This is a genomic window from Labrys sp. F242, assembly GCF_057813875.1.
The window spans coordinates 262,180-285,051 of sequence record NZ_JBVASG010000001.1; the positions used below are offsets into that span (position 1 = coordinate 262,180).

At 62.8% G+C, this 22,872-nt stretch carries 26 protein-coding genes and 1 tRNA gene; 16 read left to right on the forward strand and 11 right to left on the reverse strand.

All coding sequences use genetic code 11. The features are described 5' to 3' along the window. Positions 1-44: 44 nt before the first annotated feature. The 4 genes from nagA to ACZYTC_RS01275 form a co-directional block, all read right to left on the reverse strand. Positions 45-1,217, reverse strand: coding sequence for an N-acetylglucosamine-6-phosphate deacetylase (gene nagA, locus ACZYTC_RS01260; protein WP_488988730.1), 1,173 nt, complete (start codon positions 1,215-1,217; stop codon positions 45-47). Continuing rightward, positions 1,214-2,239, reverse strand: a complete 1,026-nt coding sequence (locus tag ACZYTC_RS01265; RefSeq protein ID WP_441770272.1) for an SIS domain-containing protein — start codon at positions 2,237-2,239, stop codon at positions 1,214-1,216. The genes nagA and ACZYTC_RS01265 overlap by 4 nt, the downstream gene beginning before the upstream one ends. After that, positions 2,239-3,021: a GntR family transcriptional regulator gene (locus ACZYTC_RS01270; protein ID WP_434957880.1), complete on the reverse strand. Its 783-nt coding sequence runs from the start codon at positions 3,019-3,021 to the stop codon at positions 2,239-2,241. The genes ACZYTC_RS01265 and ACZYTC_RS01270 overlap by 1 nt, the downstream gene beginning before the upstream one ends. A gap of 80 nt (positions 3,022-3,101) precedes the next feature. Further along, entirely contained in the window at positions 3,102-4,004 is a 903-nt protein-coding gene (locus tag ACZYTC_RS01275) for a glucosamine kinase nucleotide-binding domain-containing protein (protein WP_488988731.1), read from the reverse strand. 371 nt (positions 4,005-4,375) lie between these two features. On the opposite strand from ACZYTC_RS01275, the gene ACZYTC_RS01280 reads away from it, so the two are divergent. The 12 genes from ACZYTC_RS01280 to ACZYTC_RS01335 all read left to right on the forward strand — a co-directional run bounded on the left by ACZYTC_RS01280 (position 4,376) and on the right by ACZYTC_RS01335 (position 15,895). Continuing rightward, positions 4,376-5,632, forward strand: a complete 1,257-nt coding sequence (locus ACZYTC_RS01280) for an ABC transporter substrate-binding protein (RefSeq protein WP_434957878.1) — start codon at positions 4,376-4,378, stop codon at positions 5,630-5,632. A 92-nt stretch (positions 5,633-5,724) separates the two neighbouring features. After that, positions 5,725-6,657, forward strand: coding sequence for a carbohydrate ABC transporter permease (locus tag ACZYTC_RS01285; RefSeq protein ID WP_434957877.1), 933 nt, complete (start codon positions 5,725-5,727; stop codon positions 6,655-6,657). A gap of 10 nt (positions 6,658-6,667) precedes the next feature. Beyond that, positions 6,668-7,507, forward strand: coding sequence for a carbohydrate ABC transporter permease (locus ACZYTC_RS01290; protein ID WP_488988732.1), 840 nt, complete (start codon positions 6,668-6,670; stop codon positions 7,505-7,507). A 169-nt stretch (positions 7,508-7,676) separates the two neighbouring features. Continuing rightward, complete coding sequence (locus ACZYTC_RS01295) at positions 7,677-8,678, forward strand: ABC transporter ATP-binding protein (RefSeq protein WP_488988733.1); 1,002 nt, start codon at positions 7,677-7,679, stop codon at positions 8,676-8,678. Positions 8,679-8,860: 182 nt separating this feature from the next. Then, complete coding sequence (locus tag ACZYTC_RS01300; protein WP_454815593.1) at positions 8,861-10,018, forward strand: M20 metallopeptidase family protein; 1,158 nt, start codon at positions 8,861-8,863, stop codon at positions 10,016-10,018. A gap of 109 nt (positions 10,019-10,127) precedes the next feature. Continuing rightward, positions 10,128-10,730: a helix-turn-helix transcriptional regulator gene (locus ACZYTC_RS01305; RefSeq protein WP_441770278.1), complete on the forward strand. Its 603-nt coding sequence runs from the start codon at positions 10,128-10,130 to the stop codon at positions 10,728-10,730. Next, entirely contained in the window at positions 10,727-11,689 is a 963-nt protein-coding gene (locus ACZYTC_RS01310) for an ornithine cyclodeaminase family protein (RefSeq protein ID WP_434957872.1), read from the forward strand. Before ACZYTC_RS01305 ends, ACZYTC_RS01310 begins: the two co-directional genes overlap by 4 nt. Positions 11,690-11,763: 74 nt before the next feature. Next, positions 11,764-12,552 carry a transporter substrate-binding domain-containing protein gene (locus ACZYTC_RS01315; protein WP_434957871.1) on the forward strand — a complete coding sequence of 263 codons (789 nt, stop codon included), beginning with the start codon at positions 11,764-11,766 and terminating at the stop codon, positions 12,550-12,552. A gap of 114 nt (positions 12,553-12,666) precedes the next feature. Continuing rightward, positions 12,667-13,332, forward strand: a complete 666-nt coding sequence (locus ACZYTC_RS01320; protein WP_488988734.1) for an ABC transporter permease — start codon at positions 12,667-12,669, stop codon at positions 13,330-13,332. A gap of 104 nt (positions 13,333-13,436) precedes the next feature. Continuing rightward, positions 13,437-14,171 carry an ABC transporter permease gene (locus ACZYTC_RS01325; RefSeq protein WP_441770281.1) on the forward strand — a complete coding sequence of 245 codons (735 nt, stop codon included), beginning with the start codon at positions 13,437-13,439 and terminating at the stop codon, positions 14,169-14,171. After that, entirely contained in the window at positions 14,168-14,896 is a 729-nt protein-coding gene (locus ACZYTC_RS01330; RefSeq protein WP_434957868.1) for an amino acid ABC transporter ATP-binding protein, read from the forward strand. The genes ACZYTC_RS01325 and ACZYTC_RS01330 overlap by 4 nt, the downstream gene beginning before the upstream one ends. A gap of 36 nt (positions 14,897-14,932) precedes the next feature. Beyond that, positions 14,933-15,895 (forward strand): threonine ammonia-lyase, encoded by a 963-nt coding sequence (locus ACZYTC_RS01335; RefSeq protein ID WP_488988735.1) that lies wholly within the window; start codon positions 14,933-14,935, stop codon positions 15,893-15,895. Positions 15,896-15,941: 46 nt separating this feature from the next. On the opposite strand, the gene ACZYTC_RS01340 is transcribed toward ACZYTC_RS01335, so the two are convergent. The 3 genes from ACZYTC_RS01340 to ACZYTC_RS01350 form a co-directional block, all read right to left on the reverse strand. Then, complete coding sequence (locus ACZYTC_RS01340) at positions 15,942-16,094, reverse strand: hypothetical protein (protein WP_434957866.1); 153 nt, start codon at positions 16,092-16,094, stop codon at positions 15,942-15,944. A gap of 427 nt (positions 16,095-16,521) precedes the next feature. After that, on the reverse strand, positions 16,522-16,782 hold the full coding sequence (locus ACZYTC_RS01345; protein ID WP_488988736.1) for a GlsB/YeaQ/YmgE family stress response membrane protein: 261 nt from the start codon (positions 16,780-16,782) through the stop codon (positions 16,522-16,524). Positions 16,783-16,817: 35 nt separating this feature from the next. Then, positions 16,818-17,009, reverse strand: coding sequence for a CsbD family protein (locus ACZYTC_RS01350; protein WP_434957865.1), 192 nt, complete (start codon positions 17,007-17,009; stop codon positions 16,818-16,820). A gap of 210 nt (positions 17,010-17,219) precedes the next feature. Here ACZYTC_RS01350 and ACZYTC_RS01355 point away from each other — a divergent pair, with 210 nt between their 5' ends. Then, a complete protein-coding gene (locus ACZYTC_RS01355) occupies positions 17,220-17,645 on the forward strand; it encodes a septal ring lytic transglycosylase RlpA family protein (RefSeq protein ID WP_441770282.1) in 426 nt (141 codons plus the stop codon). Positions 17,646-17,785: 140 nt separating this feature from the next. Here ACZYTC_RS01355 and ACZYTC_RS01360 read toward each other — a convergent pair. From ACZYTC_RS01360 to ACZYTC_RS01375, 4 genes are all read right to left on the reverse strand, one after another. Continuing rightward, positions 17,786-17,860: transfer RNA gene (locus ACZYTC_RS01360), tRNA-Gly, on the reverse strand. Positions 17,861-18,024: 164 nt separating this feature from the next. Further along, entirely contained in the window at positions 18,025-18,624 is a 600-nt protein-coding gene (locus tag ACZYTC_RS01365; protein WP_434957863.1) for a nitroreductase family protein, read from the reverse strand. Positions 18,625-18,782: 158 nt separating this feature from the next. Further along, positions 18,783-19,274 carry an acyl-CoA thioesterase gene (locus ACZYTC_RS01370; RefSeq protein ID WP_434957862.1) on the reverse strand — a complete coding sequence of 164 codons (492 nt, stop codon included), beginning with the start codon at positions 19,272-19,274 and terminating at the stop codon, positions 18,783-18,785. Between the two features lie 70 nt (positions 19,275-19,344). Then, a complete protein-coding gene (locus ACZYTC_RS01375; protein ID WP_488988737.1) occupies positions 19,345-20,370 on the reverse strand; it encodes a hydroxyacid dehydrogenase in 1,026 nt (341 codons plus the stop codon). Between the two features lie 112 nt (positions 20,371-20,482). Between ACZYTC_RS01375 and apaG the strand changes: the two genes are divergently transcribed. The 3 genes from apaG to ACZYTC_RS01390 all read left to right on the forward strand — a co-directional run bounded on the left by apaG (position 20,483) and on the right by ACZYTC_RS01390 (position 22,871). Beyond that, entirely contained in the window at positions 20,483-20,875 is a 393-nt protein-coding gene (apaG, locus tag ACZYTC_RS01380) for a Co2+/Mg2+ efflux protein ApaG (RefSeq protein ID WP_149253924.1), read from the forward strand. A 180-nt stretch (positions 20,876-21,055) separates the two neighbouring features. Further along, positions 21,056-22,162: a PspA/IM30 family protein gene (locus ACZYTC_RS01385; RefSeq protein ID WP_488988738.1), complete on the forward strand. Its 1,107-nt coding sequence runs from the start codon at positions 21,056-21,058 to the stop codon at positions 22,160-22,162. A gap of 13 nt (positions 22,163-22,175) precedes the next feature. Then, positions 22,176-22,871, forward strand: a complete 696-nt coding sequence (locus ACZYTC_RS01390; protein WP_488988739.1) for an OB-fold-containig protein — start codon at positions 22,176-22,178, stop codon at positions 22,869-22,871. Position 22,872: the final 1 nt, after the last annotated feature.

Below are 22,872 nucleotides of genomic sequence, written 5' to 3' on the forward strand. Positions count from 1 at the left end.
ATAACTTCAGAAGGCGCCCCTGTGCGGGTCGATGCTCTATTATATCAGTGCTGTGTTTTCGATCGGAAAGCGGCCGCCCCTCCGATCCAGACCGAAGCAATCGCCAGCTCATCGGTCAGCACCACCATGTCCGATCTGCTGCCCTGGCGCAGACGGCCATAATGCCGATCCATGCTCACGGCCATGGCCGGGTAAAGCGAGGCCATGCGCAGGGCTTCGCCCAGATCGACACCGATCGTCTCATGCACGAAACGCACGGCCGAAATCATGTCGAGGTCGGCACCCGCGAGAGTACCGTCATCCAGCGTCAGACGGCCGTTCTCACGCTTGATCACCCGGCCATTGAGCGTGAACTGCTGCATGTCCGTACCGATCGTGGCCATGGCGTCGGTGACCAGGAAGATCCGGCCGGGCTCTCTCTTGGCCCGTAGTGCGATGTCGATGGTGATGGGATCGACATGGATGCCGTCGGCCACCAGGCCAGCGGAGAGGCCGCCAAGGGCGATCGCGGTGCCGGCTAGTCCCGGCTCGCGGTTCTTGATCTGGCTCATGGCGTTGAACAGATGCGTCGCCATGGAAGCGCCGGCCTCCGTCGCCGCGACCACATCGCCATATTCGGCATCGCAATGGCCGAGGCTGACGACCAGGCCGGCCTCCGCGAGGCGACGGACCTGGGCCGGCGTCACTGACTCCGTGGCCACCGTCGTGAGCAGGACGGGAACCCGGCTTCTGGCGGCAACCAGCCTGGCGAGATCGGTCTCCTCCATCGGGCGGATCAGTTTCGGGTCATGCGCGCCCTTGCGTGACACGGCGAGATGCGGCCCCTCGATATGCAAGCCGAGGAAACCCGGCACCTTCCGTCGTGCGGCCTCCGCACCGGCCTCGAGGGCCTCTGCGGTGATTTCGGGCGTATCGGTGATCAGGGTCGCGAGCAGGGCCGTCGTGCCGAACTGCGCATGGGCTGCGCAGATCGTGCCGATGGTCTCGGTGTTGCGGCGGTCGTTCAGCATCACCCCGCCGCCGCCATTGACCTGCAGGTCGATGAAGCCGGGCGCGATGAAGCCGGCCTCCACCGTCTCGACCGCGATGCCCGCCGGGACGGCACTGCGAGGCACGATCGCCTCGATGCGCTCGCCATCGACAATCACGGCCGCATCCTGATGCCAGCCCTCGCCGTCGAAGATGCGTGGGGCCAGCAGGGCCGATTGCGTGCTCATACCGTCTCCGTAACCTTGCGCAGATTGCGGGGCTCGTCGGGATTGAGGCCACGACGACGGGCGAAGGCCTCGACGAAGGCATAGAAGGAGGCGATCAGCACCAGCGGATCGGTCAATGGGTGGCCGGTGGCCGCGAAGGGCAAGCGGGTGGCCTGGTGGGCGCCGTCGGCGGTGATGAAGGCGGCTGCCCCCTTGGCGGCCAGGGCGTCGGCGGCGCCGATGATCGAGCTTTCCGCCTTGTCTCGGGCCGCCAGGGCCAGCACCGGGAAACCCGGTCCCACCAGCGCCATCGGTCCATGCATCACCTCGGCGCCGCTATAGGCTTCCGCGTGCACTGAGCAGGTTTCCTTGAACTTCAGCGCCACCTCATTGGCGATCGCCAGGGCCGGCCCGCGGCCGAGGACAAAGACCGAAGAGGTGCCTTCCAGGGCATCGGCAAAGGCGGTCCAATCGCAGGCGACGGCCTGCTCGAGATGACGAGGCAGGTCGTGGAGGGCTGATAGCAACGCCTTGTCGCCGGCCCAATGAGCGAGGACGCCGAGCCCGGCCACGGCGGAATTCACGAAAGTCTTGGTGGCGGCAACGCTCTTCTCGGTGCCGGCGGCGATGTCGATCGCATGGTCGGCCGCAAGTGCCAGGGGCGAGCCTGCCGTGTTGGTGAGGGCGATGGCGACCGCGCCGCTGCGACGCACCGCCTCTGCCATGGCGACGATGTCGGGGCTCTTGCCCGACTGCGAAATCGCCAGGCTGGCGGCGCCGGCGAGCTTGAGCGGTGCCTCATAGATCGAGGCGATCGAAGGGCCGAGCGAGGCGACCGGCACGCCGGTGGTCAGCTCGACCGCATATTTGAGGAAGGAGGCGGCATGGTCGGAAGAGCCACGGGCCACGGTGACCAGGACATGTGGATCGACGTCCTTCAGCGCAGTGCCTGCCCGCTCCATCTCAGCGGCCGATTGTTCGAACAGCCGTGCGACGGCTTGGGGAATTTCCAGCACCTCGCGGCGCATATGGGTTTCGGACATCACGATGTTTCTCCTTCGCTGGGCTCGGCCAGCCGCAATTCTGCTACGAAATCATAGGTATCGCCCCGGTAGATCGACCGGGTGAATTCAACCACCTTGCCGCCGGGCAGGTATGAGACGCGCTCGATATTGAGCGTGGCGGCACCTGGAGAAATGCGCAGGAGCTGGGCATCCTCCGGCCCGAGATTGGCGGCCGAGATGCGCTGGACAGCGCGCACCGGCTTGTTGCCGTGCTCGGCGAGGGCGGCATAGAGCGAAGAGCCGACCTCTTCCGGATTCGGCAGCAGCGAAGCGGCGATGGAAGCGCGCTCGATCGCCACGGCGGTTTCATTGGCAAAGCGCAGGCGGTTCACGCGGGCCACCATCTCGTTGGCCGTCAGGCCGAGCACCATCGTCTCCTGCGGCGAGGGGACGTAGACGCCTCGCTCCAGCCACACCGAATGAACCTGCTTGCCGCGCCGCGCCATATCCTCGGTGAAGGAGGTCAGGCGTGACAGGGATTGCTCGACACGTTCGACCCGGGGCGCCACGAAGGTGCCGGAGCCGTGGCGCTGGATCAGCACCCCCTGTTCCACCAGGTTCTGCAGCGCCTTGCGCACCGTGACACGCGAGATGTCGGCCTTGACGGCAATGTCCCGCTCGGAGGGAAGTGCGTCGCCGGGCGTCAGCACGCCGTCCCGGACCGCTTCTTCGATTGTTTTGCGCAATTGCAGGTAGAGCGGCGCATTGCTGCCCTTGGCATCGGCCAGGGAGCGGAAGATGAGGTCGATGGCGTCACTCATGGCTTGCCTTTCCGAGCCGAAATCTCGGACCTGTCCCTTGAAGGAGGGCAAGAGTTCGGCGTGACTCAACGCTCTGGCGATCATGGCTGGATCAGTCCTTGTTTGCCATCCGACAATGACCGATCGAGGCCGAATAGTCGGGCAGCCATGGATACTGCGCCGCCCAAGGCGTCCTGCAGCGGCGGTACGAGCCGCTCCCGGTGTTTTGCGGAAAGGCGAGGTCCGATCAGCGTTGCTAGCCCGCCCAATAAGCAACGGGGCGTCGCATTGGCAAGCCCGAGGGCATCCAGCGAAACCTCGACCGCGGCGATGGCCCGATTGACGATCCTGGCCGCAGTCGGGTCGCCACGGTCGAGATGGTCGAAGACAATCGGCGCGAAGGTGCCGAAGTCGCGCGGCTGGGCGGTCTTGGTGAACTCGACGATCTCCTGCGGATCGTCGTTGTGGGCGGCCAGCACCGCCTCGACCAGGGGCGAGCGGGGGACGATACTGTCATGGGCGAGCAGTGTCTCCTCCAGCAGGTCGCGTCCGATCCGCGCCCCGCTTCCCTGGTCGCCGACAGCGAGGCCCCAGCCGCCAAGATAGCGCGCCTGTCCCGATTGTCGGGCCAGATAATGGCTGCCGGTGCCCAGGATGCCGATTGCGCCGTCTCCCGCCCCGATCGCACCCTCCAGGGCGATGAGGACATCGGTTTCGATGCGGCAATGGCGGAAGGGCAGGCGGGCGAGCAGCTTGGTGGCATAGATGGCGATATTGGCACCCGCCATGCCGAGCACGATGGGCGTGTCGGGGATGCCAGCCGGATCCTGGCCCGCATCGGCGAAGGCTTGGTGGACAGCGGCCATGATGTTCTCGCAGGCCCCGTCCAGATCCGTGCGGATGTTCGCCGGCCCAGCCTTGGCGCGACCGATGATCTGGCTCTGCGCTGTTGCGAGCGCAGCCCTGCAGCTTGTTCCTCCACCATCGACGCCAAGGACCATCATCGCCGTCTTCTCCTTATGAGAAGACAATACCAATAAGCTACCACTCGTCAAGTGGTGATTGCAGTAAAAAAATTAAACTAAGCAAAATCAATGTATTATGCAATTAAAAGCAATTTGATGAGAAAAGTGTCATAAGACCTCTGGACAAGTGGTATTTATTTGGTATTGTCCTGGCCATCGGAGGGGGGGCGGTGCCGGGCCTAGGCTGGCGCCACCAGCCGGCGGCTGCGGTCGCGCAGTTCATCGGCCTCCGGGCAACAGGCCAGTTGCCGGCCGGAAGGGCAGCGCAAAGCGTGCGTTCCGCTGGGGCTGGAGACCCCCAAGTCGACCAGAGCCGGCCCTGGCAGTGGCCGGTACAGGGAGGAAGACGGATGAAGAAGCGACTTTTGATGGCCCTATTCCTGGGCTCCACCATTCTCGCGGCGACGGCTGCTTCGGCGCAGGACGCCACGCTGACGATCGAAAGCTGGCGCAATGACGACCTTGCCATCTGGCAGGAAAAACTGATCCCCGCTTTCGAGAAGGCCAATCCCGGCGTCAAGGTGAATTTCACGCCCTCGGCGCCGCCGGAATACAATGCCGCGTTGAACGCAAAGCTCGATGCCGGTTCGGCTGGCGATGTGATCGCCTGCCGCCCCTTCGATGCTTCCCTCGAACTCTACAAGAAGGGGCATCTGACGGATCTGTCGGCTCTCCAGGGTATGGACAATTTCACCGACACCGCCAAGGCCGCCTGGCAGACCGACGACGCCAAAACGACCTTCTGCGTGCCCGTGGCCTCGGTGATCCACGGCTTCATCTACAACAAGGAAGCCTTCGACAAGCTCGGCCTCAAGCCGCCGCAGACCGAGGAAGAGTTCTTCGCTGCGCTCGACAAGATCAAGGCCGACGGAACCTATATCCCGATGGCGATGGGCACCAAGGATCTCTGGGAAGCCGCCACGATGGGCTACCAGAACATCGGCCCGACCTATTGGAAGGGTGAGGACGGTCGCCTGGCGCTGATCAAGGGCACGCAGAAGCTGACGGATGCCGATTGGGTCGAGCCCTTCGTCACGCTGGCCAAGTGGAAGTCCTATCTGGGCGACGGCTTCGAGGCGCAGACTTATCCCGACAGCCAGAACCTGTTCACCCTCGGCCGCGCCGCCATCTATCCGGCAGGTTCGTGGGAGATCTCCCCCTTCGGCGCCCAGGCGCAGTTCAAGATGGGCGCCTTCCCGCCGCCCGTGCGCAAGGCCGGTGATCCCTGCTACATCTCCGACCACAACGACATCGGTTTCGGCCTGAACGCCAAGAGCAAGAATCCGGAAGCGGCCAAGAAGCTGCTGGCCTGGATGGCCTCGCCGGAATTCGCCACGCTCTATGCCAATGCGCTGCCGGGTTTCTTCAGTCTCGCCAAAAGCGAGGTGAAGCTGGACAATCCCCTGGCGCAGGAATTCGTGTCCTGGCGCGGCAAGTGCAGGTCGACCATCCGTTCAACCTACAAGATCCTGTCGCGCGGCACGCCCAATCTCGAGAACGAGACCTGGGTCGAATCCGCCAATGTGATCAACGGCACCGACACGCCGCAAGTCGCTGCCGAGAAGCTCCAGAAGGGTCTCGACAGCTGGTTTAAGCCGGCTAAGTAGAGCTTGCTTCGGCCGCGCCTCGAGAAGGCGCGGCCATCCCCTCCATCATCGCCGTCTCCGACAACAGCAACGCACATGCGAGGATTGCTGCAATGTCTCTCGAAGATTCACCAAATAGAAAAGCGTTCCGCTGGCACATTCCGATTTTCCTGGCGCCAGCCGTCATCATCTACACGCTCGTGATGATCCTGCCGCTGATCGGCACCCTGCAGCTTTCGCTGTTCCGGACCGTCGATGGTGTGTCGCATTTCGCGGGACTCGACAATTTCCGCACGCTGTTCGGCGACCCGCGCTGGGCCTCCAGCTTCTGGAACGCCCTGCGCAACAATTGCTGGTTCTTCCTCATCCACATGGTGGTGCAGAACCCGATCGGCGTCGTGCTGGCGGCCCTGCTTTCCCATCCCAAGCTGCGCTTCGCGGCTTTCTACCGCACGGCGATTTTCATCCCGACCGTGCTGTCCTTCGTGATCGTCGGCTTCGTGTGGAAGCTGATCCTCTCCCCGCTCTGGGGCGTGGCGCCCTCGATGCTGGACCTGATCGGCCTCAAGAGCTGGTTCACGCCGCTGCTCGGCAAGGAAGCCTATGCGCTGACCACGCTCGGCCTCGTCTCGGTCTGGCAGTTCGTGGGCATTCCGATGATGCTGATCTATGCTGCCTTGCTATCGATCCCCGAGGAGGTGGTCGAGGCGGCCGAGATGGACGGCATCACCGGCGTTGCTCAGTTCTGGAAGATCAAGCTGCCGCTGATCCTGCCTTCGATCGGCATCATCTCGATCCTCACCTTCGTCGGCAATTTCAATGCCTTCGACCTGATCTACTCGGCGCAGGGAGCGCTGGCCGGGCCGAACTATTCGACCGACATTCTCGGCACCTTTCTCTACCGCACCTTCTTCGGCTTCCAGCTGCAGCTCGGCGATCCGAATATGGGCGCCACCATCGCCTCCATGATGTTCTTCATCATCCTGGCCGGCGTGTGCGTCTATCTGTTCGCCATCCAGACACGGCTGCGGCGGTATCAGTTCTGAGGAGATCGACATGAGCAAAGCCACACACTCTCCGGCCCGTTCGATCGCCGCCCATACGGTGCTGATCGTCTACACAGCGATCGCCCTGTTCCCGGTGATCCTGGTCCTGATCAACTCCTTCAAATCGAGGGATGCGATCTTCCGCTCGCCTCTGACACCGCCGGGACCGGCCACCTTCGACGCCATCGGCTACAAGACCGTGCTCGCCCAGGGCGACTTCTTCCTCTACTTCCAGAACAGCATGATCGTCACGGTGGTCTCCCTATTCTTCGTGCTGCTGCTCGGCGGAATGGCGGCCTTCGCGCTCGCCGAATATCGCTTCAGGGGCAACACGCTAATGGGCCTCTATTTGGCCCTGGGCATCATGATCCCGATCAGGCTCGGCACCGTCGCCATCCTGCAGCTCATGGTCGCCTCGGGCCTGGTCAATACGTTGACGGCGCTGATCCTGGTCTATACGGCGCAGGGTCTGCCGCTGGCGGTGTTCATCCTGTCCGAGTTCATGAAACAGGTCTCGGACGATCTCAAGAACGCGGGTCGCATCGACGGATTGTCGGAATACCGTATCTTCTTCCGCCTCGTCCTGCCGCTGGTGCGGCCGGCCATGGCAACGGTTGCGGTCTTCACCATGATCCCGATCTGGAACGATCTGTGGTTCCCGCTGATCCTGGCACCGGGCGAGAGCACCAAGACCATCACGCTCGGTACGCAGGTCTTCATTGGGCAGTTCGTCACCAATTGGAATGCCGTACTGGCGGCGCTGTCACTCGCGATCCTGCCGGTGCTGGTGCTCTATGTGATCTTCTCGCGGCAGCTCATCCGCGGCATCACCTCGGGCGCCGTCAAGTAGAGCCTGGCTCCACGCCATGCCGCCCCGCTCAGCGCGAGACGGCATGGTGATGAGCCGGCTTAAGGGCATCCGGCCTCCCCCCAATCTGCAATGAAATTCTTTCGTGGTCCGCATCGAGCGGATGAAGAAGCGCGCATGCGCCCCACCGTCAACCTTTAGGGGAAGTATCATGGGTTCGCTGAATATCGAGAATGTGAAGAAGTCGTTCGGTTCGGTCGACATCCTCAAGGGGATCAATCTGGACGTGAAAGACGGCGAATTCGTCGTCTTCGTGGGGCCGTCGGGCTGCGGCAAGTCCACCCTGCTGCGCATCATCGCGGGGCTGGAGGACACCACCTCTGGCGCCGTGAAGATCGACGGCCAGCCTGTCAACGACGTGCCGCCCGCCAAGCGCGGCATCGCCATGGTGTTCCAGAGCTATGCGCTCTATCCCCACCTCACCGTGCGCAACAATATGGGTCTGGGCCTCAAGCAGGCTGGCGAAGACAAGGCCGAGATCGACAGGCGCATCAAGAAGGCCTCGACCATGCTCGCTCTCGAGCCTTATCTCGAGCGCCGGCCCTCCGAGCTCTCCGGCGGCCAGCGCCAGCGCGTCGCCATCGGCCGTGCCGTGGTGCGTGAGCCCAAGCTCTTCCTGTTCGACGAGCCCTTGTCCAATCTCGACGCTGCGCTCCGTGTTAACACCCGCATCGAGATCGCCCAGCTTCACCAGCGCCTCAAGGCGACGATGGTCTATGTGACGCATGATCAGGTCGAGGCCATGACCCTGGCTGACAAGATCGTGGTGCTGAATGGCGGCCATATCGAGCAGGTCGGCGCGCCCATGCAGCTCTACAACGATCCTGACAACACCTTCGTCGCCGGCTTCATCGGCTCGCCCAAGATGAATTTCGTCGACGGCGGACGCCTTGGCGAGCGCGTGAAGACCATCGGTGTGCGGCCCGAGCATGTCACCGTCAGCCGCGAGGCCGGCGACTGGAAGGGCACTGTGGTCTATGCCGAGCATCTGGGCGCCGACACCTATCTCTATCTCGACACCGAAAAGGCCGGCTCGATCACGGTGCGTCTCTCGGGCGAGTATCAGGTTGAGCCGGGTGCCGCCATCTACGCCACGCCGGATCCGGCACGGACCCTGCGCTTCGACGAGAACGGCAAGCGCCTGCGCGGGTGAGGCGTGCGAAATCCGATATGCCGGCCCCGCTCCATCGGTATGCCGATGGAGCGGGGAAGACCGGCACACCGATCTCGCGCCCGCCTCCGTAGAGGCAGCATCACCGTCTCCCGTACTTATAGACAAAACATTCATTGTGGACTAGTTCGTCTATGCTTGCCATTTGACGGACGATTCCAGCGATGACCGATATTGTCGACGACGCCATGCCCCGCCTGATTGCGATGCGGCACGAATTGCACCGCCATCCGGAGATCTCCCGCGAGGAAGCCTGGACCTCGGCCTTCGTCGCCGAGCGCCTGACCGAAATGGGAATTCCCGTCCATACCGGCGTCGGCGGCTATGGCGTCGTCGGTGTCGTCGAGGGCAGCGGCGAGGGGCCGGGCGTGGCCCTGCGCGCCGACATGGATGCTCTCGCCATGGACGAGCACAACAGCTTCGCCCATCGCTCGCAGATACAAGGTGCCATGCATGCCTGCGGCCATGACGGCCATATGACCATGCTTCTGGGCGCGGCTTCCCATCTCTCGCAGACCCGCCGTTTCCGCGGCACGGTCTATCTGGTGTTCCAGCCGGCGGAAGAGCGCTATGGCGGCGCCCAACTCATGCTCGATGCCGGCCTGCTCGAGCGCTTCCCCGTCCGCAATATTTTCGGCCTGCACAATTGGCCCGATGTGCCGCCCGGCGAGGTGGTGGTGCATGACGGCCCGGTGATGGCCGGGGCCGGGGAGTTCACCCTGACGTTCAAGGCGCCTGGCGGCCACGCCGCCATGCCGCACATGACCGGCGATCCCGTGCTGGCCGGCAGCCATTTCGTCACCGGCATCCAGCAGGCAGTGGGCCGGGCCATCAATCCGCTCGATGCCGCCGTCGTCACCGTCGGCTCGTTCCAGGGTGGTTTTGCTCAGAACGTGATTTCGCGCGAAGCCACGCTGGCCGGCACTTTCCGCGGCCTGCGCCCCGACATTCTGGCTCTCCTGAGGACGCGCATTGAGGAGATCGCTCAGTCGGCCGCCAGGATCGCCTCGACCGAGGTCGAGATCGGCTTCGACGAGCTGCCGAGCCCGCCGGTGGTGAACACACCGGCCGAAGCCGAGATCATGAGGCGAGCTGCGCGTGCATTGCCCGGAAGCCCGGCCTTGCATGTCGGCGTGCCGACCATGGCGGGCGACGATTTCGGCGCCTTCCTCGAGCATCTGCCCGGCGCCTATGCCTGGATCGGCAATGGTCCGTCGGAGCGGCATGGCCGGCTTCACCAGCCCGACTACGATTTCAACGATGCCATCATAGGCACCGGCGTCCGCTTGTTGGTGGCAACGGCCGAGCAAGCTCTATCGTAGACAAAGAATCTTCTGTAGACTTTTTGTTTCCAGTACCCTAGGTGTTGGAAGAGGCTGGAGGTGGCCGCCAGTGGCCGCCAGGATTGAGGTGGGAGCCTGCTCGGATCAAATGGACAGCCTTCATCGCTATCGCCCGATCTGCGACGCCATCGCTGCTTTGTTTCAGCCTTATGTCGAAGTGGTGCTGCACGAGCTCTCCACCGACAAGGCCGTCTATTTTGCCGGCAATTTCTCCAAGCGCGTCCCCGGGGAACCCTCGCTGCTGCATGAGGTCGACTTCGACAGCCACAATCCGGTGATCGGTCCCTATGAGAAGGTCAATTGGGATGGCCGGGCTCTCAAATCGATTACCGTCGTACTGCGCGATGAGGCGGGCAGCCCGCTCGGCGTGATGTGCATCAATGTCAACGTCTCCGATTTCCACGCCGTCATGCAGACGCTGTCGGCGCTCGTGCGTGTGCCGGAGCCGCATTATCGGCCGGACGCCTTGTTCAAGGAGGACTGGCACGAAAGAATCAACGAGTTCATCCGGCAATGGACGCATGGGCGCAATGTCGCGATTTCGGCGATGACCCATGCCGACCGCAAGGACCTGGTCGTCGCGCTCGCCGAGAGCGGTGCGTTCAGCGGCAAGAATGCCGCCGCCTATATTTCGCGCGTGCTCGGCATGGGGCGCGCGACCGTCTACAAATATTTGAGAAATGAAAAATGATTAGCCTTTCGCTGGCCCAGCTCCAGGAGTTGGTTTCGATCGACGCCGCCGCCATATCAGCCATCACCGATGCCTATGTCGCCGTGGCGGACGGACGGGCCAACGTGCCGCCGGTCGGCTATCTCGAGCTGCGCGCGCAGAATGCCGATTGCCACATCAAATATGGCTATATCGCCGGCGATCCGATCTTCGTGGTGAAGATCGCTTCCGGCTTCTATGACAATCCCAAGCGTGGCTTGCCGTCCAGCAGCGGCATGATGATCGCGATTTCAGCTGCTACCGGCGCCACCGTCGCCATCCTGAACGACGAGGGTTGGCTCACCAATCTGCGCACCGGCATCGGTGGCGCCGTCGCCACCTTCGCTCTCTGCCGTCCGGACAGCGAGGTCTTTGCCGTGCTCGGTACCGGCACGCAGGCGCGTTTCCAGATCCGCGCCGCCGCGGCGCTGGCCAAGCGTCCCGTGCAATTTCTCGTCTGGGGGCGCTCGGCGCAAAAGGCAAGGGAACTCGTCGCCGAATTCGCCGGCTCCGCCATCCAGGTGTCGCAGGCCGCGGATCTGGAGGAAGCCTGCCGCTCGGCCGACGTGATCATCGCCACCACTCCCGCGACCGCACCCTATGTGGCGAGCGAATGGATCACGCCCGGCACCCATGTCACCGCTGTCGGGGCGGATGCGCCTGGCAAGCAGGAACTGGATCCGGCCCTGATCGCAAGGGCCGATCTGCTGGTGGCCGATCTCGCCAGCCAGAGCCTCGACCATGGCGAGTTCGCCACCGCCTTCCAGGACGGCTTGTTCCGGCAGGAGGACTGCCTCGAACTCGGTGCCATCCTAAACGGATCGAAGCCGGGCCGCAGTTCGAGCGACGCGATCACCATTGCCGACCTCACCGGTCTTGCCACCCAGGACATCGCCATCGCCAGGACCGCCCTGCAGAGGGTGCCCGATCTGGTGATGTGAGGGCGTTTTTCATCGTCTTGGCGGGCGGCTGCCACGCCCACATCCGTTCAAGTTTGTTTTGAGAGGGGACTGCCGTGAAGAGACTATTGATGGTTTCGCTCGCCGCGTTGCTGAGCGTTTCGGCCGCGAAGGCGGAGAGCCTGCGCATCGCCTCCAGCGCGGATTTTCCGCCCTGGGAGTCGGTTGATGCCGCCAATGAGATCGTCGGCTTCGATCGCGACATCGGCAACGAGGTCTGCAAGCGCATCGGCGCCGACTGCAGCTGGGGCAACCAGGCTTTCGACGGCCTGTTGCCGGGGCTGCAGGTCGGCAAATATGATCTGATCATGTCGGGCTTGTCGATCAATGACGAGCGCGAGAAGCAGGTCGATTTTTCGGCGCCCTATGCCGATGCGCCCAACAACATCGTCGTCGCTGCGGGGAGCCCCGTTGCCCAGGCCAAGGATACCAAGGCCCTCGAAGAAGGACTGGCCGGCAAGGTGATCGGCGCGCAGACGGGGTCGACCCACGAGGCCGTGATCCGGGCTCACTTCAAGGGTGCCGACGTCCGTCTCTATGACCGGGCCGAGCAGGTCGCCGACGATATCGTGGCCGGTCGCCTCGATGCCGGACTGATGGAGCGCTCCGCCTGGGAAGGCATGATGTCGTCCCGCAAGGACAGCGGTATCACCATCGCTGGCCCGCTGATCACCAGTGCCGATTATGCCGAGTTCGGCCGGGGGCAGGCCATTGCCCTGAAGAAGGGCCGGGACGATCTGAAGAAGCGGATCGACGAGGCCGTCAACGCCATGCTTGCCGACGGCACGGTCGCCAAGCTTTCGGAGAAGTGGTTCAAGTACGACGTCTCCTTCAAGAAGAAATGAGCGTACCCGCCGGCGCCGCTGAGCACCGCCTAGAGCCAATGTAATGCACGCCCCCTCCCGCTTCAGGGGAGGGGGACGGGCACTCCAACGTGCTCCCGAAGCGAGATCTCTTCCATGTCCGTGGTTTCAGCCTATCTCCCGCAACTCCTCCAGGGGCTTCTCGTCACCCTGCAAGTGGCTGTCGGCAGCTTCATGGTGGGGTTCGTTCTTGCCATAGCAGCCGTCTTCGCCTGGAGTTCGGGCCCCAAGCCCCTGCGTTGGCTGGTCGCCTCCTACGTGGCCGTCATTCGTGGCCTGCCGGAACTCCTGGTGATCTTCCTGGTGTTCTATGGCGGGACGGTGCTGCTCACCGGACTGGTCGGAGCCTATGTCGAGGTTAGCGCGCTGGCGGCGGGCATCGCGGCGCTGTCCTTCGTATCGGGTGCCTATCTGACCGAGATCATGCGCGGCGCCCTGCAGACCATTCCTCCGGGCCAATGGGAGGCGGCGCGCAGCCTCGGCCTGAAGCAGGGCCAATTGTTCCGCAAGATCATCCTGCCGCAGATGTTCTCCCACGCGCTTCCCGGCCTCGGCAATCAGTGGCTGGTGATCCTGAAGGAAAGCGCGCTTGTCTCCATCGTCGGGCTGGAGGAATTGATGCGCAAGGGCGTGGTGGCGGCCGGTGCCACCCACCAGCCGATGACCTTCTATCTCATCGTCGCGGCCCTTTTTATCCTGATCACCACCGTCTCGACCGCTGTTCTGAGCTTCGGAAACAGCCGTCTGACCTGGATGCGGTAAAGCGTTTTGCGATTTGACGGAGTCATCTGGAACCGCAAAGCGCGTCGAAACAAAGAGTTAGAGCAAACAAGCGTTCATGAACGCGCTTTGCTCTAGGAGGCGACATGTCCCTGGAAATGCTGCTCCGCGCCATTCCCGTCGTTTTGACCGGGCTCAAGCTGACGCTGCTGATCACGTTGGCTGCCTTTGCGGTCGGGCAGTTCGTGGCGCTGCCGGTCGCCCTGGGCCGGGTCTCGAAGTTCCGCCTGCTGCGCGGGACGACCTGGCTCTACACCTTCCTGCTGCGCGGCAGTCCGTTGCTGGTGCAGCTTTTCATTCTCTATTACGGCCTGGCGCAGTTTCCCGCGGTTCGCAACAGCGTGCTGTGGCCTGTTCTGCGCGATCCCGTCTATTGCGCCATCCTGGCGATCGGCATCAATTCCTCGGCCTATGTCGCCGAGGTGATCGCCGGCGGCATCCGCAAGATACCGGCCGGGCAGTTCGAGGCCTGCGTGTCGCTCGGCCTGTCGCGCCGGCGCACCTTTATCGATGTTGTGCTGCCTCAGGCCTACCGGGCGATCTTCCCATCGATCGGCAACGAGCTCATCCTCGTCCTGAAGGCGAGTTCGCTCGCGAGCGCCGTGACCGTGATGGAGATGACGGGCGCGGCGCGTGCCTTTACCGCCAAGACCTATGCTCCCTTCGAAGTGTTCATCGTCGCCGGCCTCGTCTATCTCCTGGTCGGCTTTGCCTTCAGCCTGATCTTCCGGGCCGGCGAGAGCGCGCTGTTCCGTTCGACCGGCTTCGGGTCGTCCAAGGCGAGCGCGCCCTCCCGCCAGGCCGCGGAGGCCGCGCCATGATCCTGGCCTCCAATCTCACCAAGGCCTATGGCCCCCACACCGTGCTCAAGGGCGTCAGCCTGTCGGTGGGGGAGGGCCAGCGGGTGGTGTTATGCGGTCCGTCGGGCTCGGGCAAGTCGACCCTGATCCGCTGCCTCAATGGCCTGGAGACGCGCAGTGGTGGCGATATCCGCATCGCTGGCCACCATCTTGCGCCCGATTGCACCAATGTGCTCGACCTCGCCGGCGAGGTCGGCATGGTGTTCCAGCAGTTCAACCTGTTCCCGCACAAAACCGCGCTGGAAAATCTGATTCTGGCACCGCGCCGCGTGCGCGGCCTCGCGCGCAAGGAGGCGGCTGATCTCGCCATGGCGATGCTGGAGCGCATGCGCCTCGCCGATAAGGCCGCTTCCTACCCCGGCCAACTCTCCGGTGGCCAGCAGCAGCGCGTGGCCATCGCCCGGGCGCTTTGCATGGCGCCCAAGGTGATGCTGTTCGACGAGCCAACTTCCGCCCTCGACCCCGAAATGGTGAAGGAGGTGCTCGATGTCATGGTGGATCTGTCGCGCGAGGGGCTGACCATGGTTGTGGTGACCCATGAAATGGGCTTTGCCAGGAATGTGGCCGACCGCGTGGTCTTCCTCGATGGTGGCCGCATCGTCGAGAGCGCCGAACCCAAGGCCTTTTTCGAAAATCCCCAGCATCCCCGCACCCGGGATTTCCTGCACCAGATCGCGCGGCACTGATCTGGATATCGGGTGTCAGCCAAGGAGTAGACTGTCATGAACCCCGACGTTCTGGCTTCGGCCGCCCGCTCCGTGCAGGCGCGCCAGCGCATCAAGGCCCATATCTACGAAACGCCTCTGCTGCCGTCGCGGCAGATCGGCGCCGAAGCAGGCAGCCAGCTCTTCTTCAAGGCCGAGAATTTTCAGCTCACGGGCTCCTTCAAGATCCGCGGCGCCAGCGCCAAGATTTCGGCCATGGCGCCGGGACGCCATCTCGTCACGGCCTCGTCCGGCAATCATGGCATCGGCTCGTCCCAGGCTGCCCGTTCCTTCGGGCGGGACCTCACCGTGGTACTGCCTGAAACGGTCGCTGCCGCCAAGCTCGCCCGTATCCGTTCCTATGGCGTGGAGACGCGGCTGTTCGGCGCCGAGACCTGGTATTCCGAGCAGCATGCGCTCGAGCTCGCCCGTGACAAGGGTCATGAATATATCTCGGCCTATGACGATCCCGATGTGGTGGCCGGGCAGGGCACCATCGGGCTGGAACTCCTCGACCAGTACCCCGCCATCGACAATGTCTTCATCGCGATGGGCGGGGGCGGGCTGATCAGTGGGATCGGCAGCGTGTTGAAGAGCTTCCTGCCAGGCGCGCGCATCTATGGGATCGCAGCCCGCAATTCCTGCGCCTTCGCCATGTCGATGGCGGCGGGCAAGGTGGTCGAGACCGAGCACCTGGAGACGCTGGCCGACGGCGTCGCCGGCGGTGTCGCCGAGGAGACGATGACGCTTGGTCTCGCAATGTCGGTGGTCGATGAGACGATCATCTGCACGGAAGAGGAAATCGTCGCAGCACTCCGCGATCTCGCCTTCAAGGAAAACATGCTGGTGGAAGGCTCTGCCGGCCTGGCCTTGGCGGGATTCGCCAAGGCTGCGAGCGCTTGCCGCGAACAGGTCAATGTGGTGGTGCTGTGCGGGGCCAATTACGACCGGGACAAGCTGACGAAAGCGGTATTCGGCTAAAGGAGCGCCCTCCGGCTGCTGGACCGATCCGGAGGGCGTTGGCTGGTCAGGCGAGCAAACGCGTGTCCGGCGTGGCTTCGTGGGCCTGCCCATGCGTAATGGCCGTGTTGTCGCCGGCAGGTTCAGCCGAGACCGAGGTGAGCGTGATGGCCGTAACGGCGCTAAGAAGTAGAAATATAGACGTGATGATAATCTTCATTTCTGGAATCTTTCGAAAATATACGGAGATAAAGCTTCCAAAGAGGAGGTTTTATGCTCCACAAGCGCGATGAAATTTCACGCAAGCTAAAAATTAAATATTATTTCGTTATTGAATAAGAAACGACCTGGCCCTTGCCTAGTGGGCGCATACTCAAACATGCGCAATGCAGGCGAAAAGATCCATGTTTGGGCGGCTGTTGGAGCCGTTTGAATCGGCGAGAACCCCCTTCCCCCGAAAGCCTTCTGATTCTCCATCGATGTTACTTACCGGTAACACCCGGGGGTGAAATAGTCAAGGCCGCAACGATACGATGCTGACGTTTCAAGGCTGAATGGAAAAGCTCGGCGCTGCCGAGGCGCATCTTCCGTCGTATGCCGCGAGAGAGGCCAGATGGGGTGGCGTTTGCCCCATCTGGCCTCGAGCATCAGACGCGAGAACCGCTGAGCATTCGCGCGAGGGCAATGATGATGCAGGCGCCAATAAAGCCGGCGATAAGGTAGCCCAGCCACCCACCGAAGCCCACGCCTAGCAAGCCCAGCAGAAAGCTGGCGAGGGCCGCACCTACGATGCCAAGAATGATGTTCATGAGGACGCCGGTATTGCTCTTCATGAACATTTCAGCCAGCCAACCGGCCAAGCCGCCAATGATTATCGCGGCGATCCAACCAACCTCGGGACGATCCATTCATTCACCTTTGCATCTATCGGACTGTCTGGGATTCACGCCTTGTCGATTACCGACTTGACCGCGTCCTTGACCTTGCCCTTGGCCTCCTGGACCTCTCCTTTGGCTTTTTGAATCGCGCCGTCGGCTTCCATCTCCTGATTACCCACCGCCTTGCCGACGCCTTCCTTCACCGAACCCGCCACCTTGTTGGCGATACCCTTGACCTTGTCCGTTGTGCTGTTCACTCGGTTACTCCCTTGAATGCAGACCCCCAGTTCACAAACGCTGGCGTCCTTTCGAGGTTCCGTAGTGATTTTGACTTAGGGGGGACCTCCTCGCAGTTCTTGAGCCGTGTTAGTGGTCGCGTCACTCCCCGTCGCAACTGGCAGGTAATAAAATCGAAACCATTCGATTCCTACCGTAATTAATCGTCAATTACAGAAGGAATTGACTGGATGGGCATGCGTATCATAAGCGGAATTTTCAGCTTTTCCATGATCATTATATTCATGGCTATGGTCTCTGGACATGCAGAAACCCTAGGCACGGCATCCTTTTATGGCCAGGAGCTGAAGGGATATCGTACCGCAAACGGAGAACGCTTCAATCCAGCAGGACTGACTGCGGCCCATCGCTCCTTACCTTTCGGAACGAAGCTGCGCGTTACCAATCTCAAGAACCACAGGAGCGTTGTCGTCCGCGTCACCGACCGAGGCCCTCACAAGCGGGGTCGCATGATCGACCTTTCCTACGGAGCCGCCAAGGCCGTCGGGATGATCGAGACGGGCACGACCAGGGTATCAGTCGCCAAGATTGCAGCGCCTTCCTTGGCCTCGGAAAAGGCCAACGCACAGCCAAAGCTTCCGCCGCGTCGACGATAGCTCATTGCCGTGCGGACAGCGGCATATCCGCCCCCTCGATCTTCGGGTTGGAGGGGTGCCTTTTGCGTCTGGGGCCTTGTTCAACTTGCTGTCGCCAAATGCACGATAGTCGTTTAGCTATTGATCTTTAAAGGGGTTTTTGGAGCGGGCGATGGGAATCGAACCCACGACATTCAGCTTGGGAAGCTGACGTTCTACCTCTGAACTACACCCGCGTAGCGATTGCTGCGATCTTGTAGCCTGTTTCTCGGGCGTGGATCAAGGCCACCCACACGCTTTTCATTGGATGTGACAAGGCCCGGCACAAGGCCGGGCCTGACGATCCCGCAATCATTCGCTCATAGCGCCGGTTCACGGCGCCAGCCCGTATCGGCGGATCTCAGCTGTAGACCTTGAAGCGATCATTGTCGCTCATGAAGTTCTTCTCGGGGAAGGGCTGCTCGTTGGAGCCGAAGGGCATCTGGGCGCGCAGTTTCCAGGACGTCGGCACGTGCCATTCCTTCTGGACAGCCTCGTCGACCAGCGGGGCATAGTGCTGCAGGCTGGCGCCGATGCCATGCTCGGCCAGCGCCGTCCACACGGCGAACTGAGCCATGCCGCCGGACTGCTCGGAGAAGGCTGGGAAGGCGTCGGCATAGAGCGGGAACTGCTCCTGCAGGTTCTTCACCACATTCTGGTCCTCGAAGAACAGCACGGTGCCGGCGCCGGCGGCGAAACTGTCCATCTTGGCCTCTGTCGAAGCGAAGCTGTCGGCCGGCACGATCTTGCGCAGGATCTCCTTGGTCAGGTGCCAGAACTTGTCGCTCTGCTTGCCGAACAGGATCACGGCGCGCGAGCTCTGCGAGTTGAAGGAGGAAGGTACGTGCTTGATCACGTCCTGGATCAGCAGTGAGATCTCTTCCTGGCTCTTGGGCAACGTCTTGCCCAGGGCATATTGCGTGCGGCGGGTCTTGATATGGTCGATAAAGGTCTTGGACATGAGAAGAATTTCTCTCAATGAAAATTTGCCAAAGCGGAAGAGGCGCTCGAACGCAACCTCGACTGCAAAACTCCATGCCTTGAAATAGGCATATCGGAAACCTGCATAATCTCGATCGTTAGGTTCGATCAAGTTGATATGTCGATAGTGGAGCTCTGTCAGCCGCCGCTGTCGACGCCGGTCTCCGCCACGGCTTCCAGACGGGCAGTGATCTCGCGGCGCAGGGTTCGTCGCAGTTCCGCAGCCTTATAGCGGCGTTCCTCTGTCGGCCCGCTCACTGCGAGAGCCGGTACGGCCGAGGGGCGACCCTCGTCGTCAACAGCAACCATGGTGAAGTAGCAGGAATTGGTGTGCCGGCGCATACCGGAGCGGATGTTCTCCGCCTCCACCCGGATGCCGACTTCCATCGATGTCCGGCCGGCATGGTTGATCGAGGCTAAAAAAGTGACGAGTTCCCCGACCTGGATCGGTTCTTTGAACATCACCTGGTCGACGGACAGGGTCACCGCATATTGGCCCGAGAACCGCGAAGCGCAGGAGAAGGCGACGCGGTCGAGCAGGTTGAGCAGCGCGCCGCCATGCACCTTGCCGCTGAAATTGGCCATGTCCGGTGTCATCAAGACGGTCATTTCCAGGCGGCGTCGATCCATGGGCCGGTTTCCTCTGTCCTCGTGACTCTTTGCCGAGTGTAGTGGAGAGGCCGTGGATAGGAAGCCGGAATCAGGTCTTGCTCACCGGCTGGGAGCGCAGGCGGCTGGCAAGGGAGGGATCGGCGCGGCGACAGAGCTGCGGCGGCAAGCCCTTGAGGATGAGTTCGAGATCGGCGACCGTCATGCTGCCGATCTCGAGCAGGGCATCCCTGGTGCCGCCGGTGCGATGGGCCGAGAACACCATGTTCGGCGTGGCCCGCACGGGATCGTCGGCCGGAACCGGCTCGACCGGAAAGACGTCGGTGGCCACGCGAATATGGCCGCTGCGCGCGGCGGCAAGCATGGCAGGAAAATCGACGACGGCAGCCCGGCTCATCAAAAGGAAGGCCGAGCCCTTCTGCATGCGGGCAAATTCAGATGCGCCGATGAAATGGGCGTTTTCTGTGGTGGGGGCGGCGAACACCGCCACGAAGCGGCTGCCTTCCAGCAGCGTCATGAGGTCGCTTTGCCGGCAATCCAGCCGTTCGATGATCTCTGCCGGCAGCCAAGGGTCGTAGACCCTGACCTCGTTGCGGAACGGGCGGATGAGTTCGCGGAATTTGCGGCCGAGATCCCCGAAGCCGATGATGCCGACCGAGGCGCCTTCGAAGCGGATCGTATCGCTATTGGCCTCCAGACCATAGGTTTCGGCGCCTGCGCGGAAGGTGCGGTCGGCCGCGCTGATGCCGCGTGCAAGGTCGAGAGCAAGGCCCAGCGTCGCTTCCGCCACCGGAGCCGCGAAGGCCGAGGCCGGAGTCAGCACCCAGATGCCGCGCGCCTGGCAGGCGGCATAATCGATATTGGGCAGGAAATTCGTTTCGACATTGATGATGGCTTTGAGGCGCGGGGCCCGCTCCAGCCTCTCGGCGGGCATTGCCGTCTGCCCGATGATGGCCACGGTGTGGGGCAGCAGCGCCTCGATTTCGTCGTCACTCATCGGCCTGGTTTCGCTGATGACCAGGCGTCCGAGACGTTCGAGCCGGGCTCGCACCGGCGGTGCCATGATCTGTTCGAGCGTACGCGGCAGGGGATCGACGAGAATGACGGAGGCAGCCATGGCGGGTCCTGTGCACGGAAACCTGCAAAGCATGAAGAGTCGCGAAGGAGTCTGCAATGGTCGGACCATAAGCGGGTTTGACGGCGAAGCCCGTGAATGCGTAAATCAGGGCATGTACAGCGCCATCACACGTCATATCAAAGTGACGGTCCGCCCCCGATTCCTTGCCGAGGAATCGCGGCCGGCGGAGGGACGCTATTTCTGGGCCTACACGGTCGAGATCGCCAATATGGGCCCGGAAACGGTGCAGCTTCGGTCGAGAGCTTGGGAAATCACCGACGAGAATGGCCGCCGAGAGGAAGTCAGGGGCGCGGGCGTCATCGGTGAGCAGCCCGTGCTGGAGCCCGGCGAGCGCTTCGAATACACTTCCGGCTGTCCCCTCGGAACGCCGTCCGGCCTGATGGTGGGCACCTATCTCATGGTGGCCGACAGCGGCGAGAATTTCGAGGTCGCCATTCCGGCCTTCTCGCTCGACAGCCCCTACGCCAAGCGCAGCGTCAACTGAACCCGAGGAGCGCGGACATCACAGCGACATGTCCGCATGTCGCGATGTCCGTTTTTTGGAAGCGCTCGCTTGGGGAGCAAGAGGCTAACGCACTGTCTAAGCCCCGATTCTGACCTAGTACGCCCAAAAATGCACCTCTCTTCCTTGAAAGCAATAAGGAAGTGCTTTATTATATTAAACATGACCGGAAAGCCTGATGCCACCATGGTTTTCGTCCTGGCGCCAACCGCCGAAGATCGCGGTACGCTGCAGGCCACCCTCATTGCCTATCGCCGGGCCATGGCCATTCTCGACGGGACGAAAGGGGCTAATCTCGTCGCTTTGCACGAGGAAGCCTATGAGGAAATCCGCCTGAAGACCGGGCTACCCTCGCGCATGGCGACCCTGGCCCTGCGCGATCACAGCCGGCGGCAGTCGGGCGTGCCGATCGACGACATTCCGCTCGACTCCAAGCTGTTCGCCGTGAAGGGGCCGGACAGTGTCAGCATCGCCACCATCGATGGCCGGGTGGTCATGCCCTATTCGGTCAGCGGCTATCGTGGCGGCTGGGACGATTTCGCCGAAGCCCGCCTCGTCTTCGAAGGCCCCTCGCTGCATATCGATGTCGGCGTGCAGGCCAGCGTCCACTCTCAGAAGGAGACCCCGATGTCCAACGAAGGTATTCTCGCCCGGCTCGGGCGGGTCATCGCCGGTGTCGTCAACAATGCGGTCGATACGGCTGAGGCCTCCAATCCCACCGCGGTTGCCCAACAGGCCGTGCGCGAGATCGGCAAGATCGCCGAGGAGGCGCGGGCCGCGCTCGGCGTCGCCGTTGCCGCCGGCCACCGCCTCAAGGCCAAGGCCGACGATCTCGATGCCGAGATCCGGGACCTCGACGGCAAGATCAAGATCGGCCTGGAGAAGGGGCGAGAGGATCTCGCCCGCGCCGCGACGGGCGTCCAGATCGATCTGGAAGCACAACGGGAGGCACTCTCCAAGGCGATTGCCGAAAACGCCGGCGAGATTGCCGAAGCCGAAACCACACTGCGCAGCATAGCCTCGGCCCGGGCCGATGCGATGAAGCGGCTGGAGGATGCCAAGCGGGCGGAGCGCGCCGTTCCCGCAGCCGTGACGCCCTCTCAGCGCAACGACCAGCGGCTCGCCGACGCGCTGGCGGCCGTGGAGCGTGTGACTGGGGTCCCGACCAAGCCCGTCGCCGCGGCCGTCGAGGTAGAGGAACTCGGGCGGCTGCAGCGCCAGGATGCGATCGAGGCGCGGCTCAAGGCGTTCAGGGAAGGCCAGCGCTGATGGAAGCCCCGTGATGATGGAAACTTTGGTCCAGCCGGGCACGGCGCCCTTTTGGGTGGCATTGTTGACGGTGATCGGCATCGGCGTGGTCGAGCTCGTCTCGGTGCTGCTTGGCGCTTCCGTCTCGGCCTTGCTCGACGATAGTTTCGGATTCCAGGGCTTCGAGCATCAAGGCCTCGGGCATCAAGGCCTCGGGCATCATGCCCCCGGCGATCACGATAGCAGCCTGCTCGGCGCTTGGTCGTCATGGCTCAATGCGGGCGGCGTGCCCATCCTCGTGCTCATCGTCATCCTGCTTTCGGCCTTTGCGGCCTTCGGCTTCGCCATCCAGGCGGTTGCCTCCGGCCTTGCCGGGCCGCTGCCGAGCCTGATTGCCGTTCCTGGCGCGCTGGCGGCAGCCCTTCCCTCCACACGCTGGATCGGCCGGGGCGTCGCCCGGATCATCCCGCGCGACGAGACCAGCGTGCTCAGCCAGGACGAGTTCGTCGGACTGATCGGCACGGTGACCATCGGCCCGCTCGACCAGGGCAATCCCGGCAGCGTGCGGGTCAAGGACCGCTACGACAATTTTCATGCCCTGCGCGCGAAAGCCGCGCCGGGGCATGTCATCGAGACAGGCGCGCTCGTGGTGATCGTTGATGGGGTCGATGGTCTCTTCCAGGCCATTCCCGCGCCGCAGCCTCTCGATCTCGACAACAACAGGAGCTGAA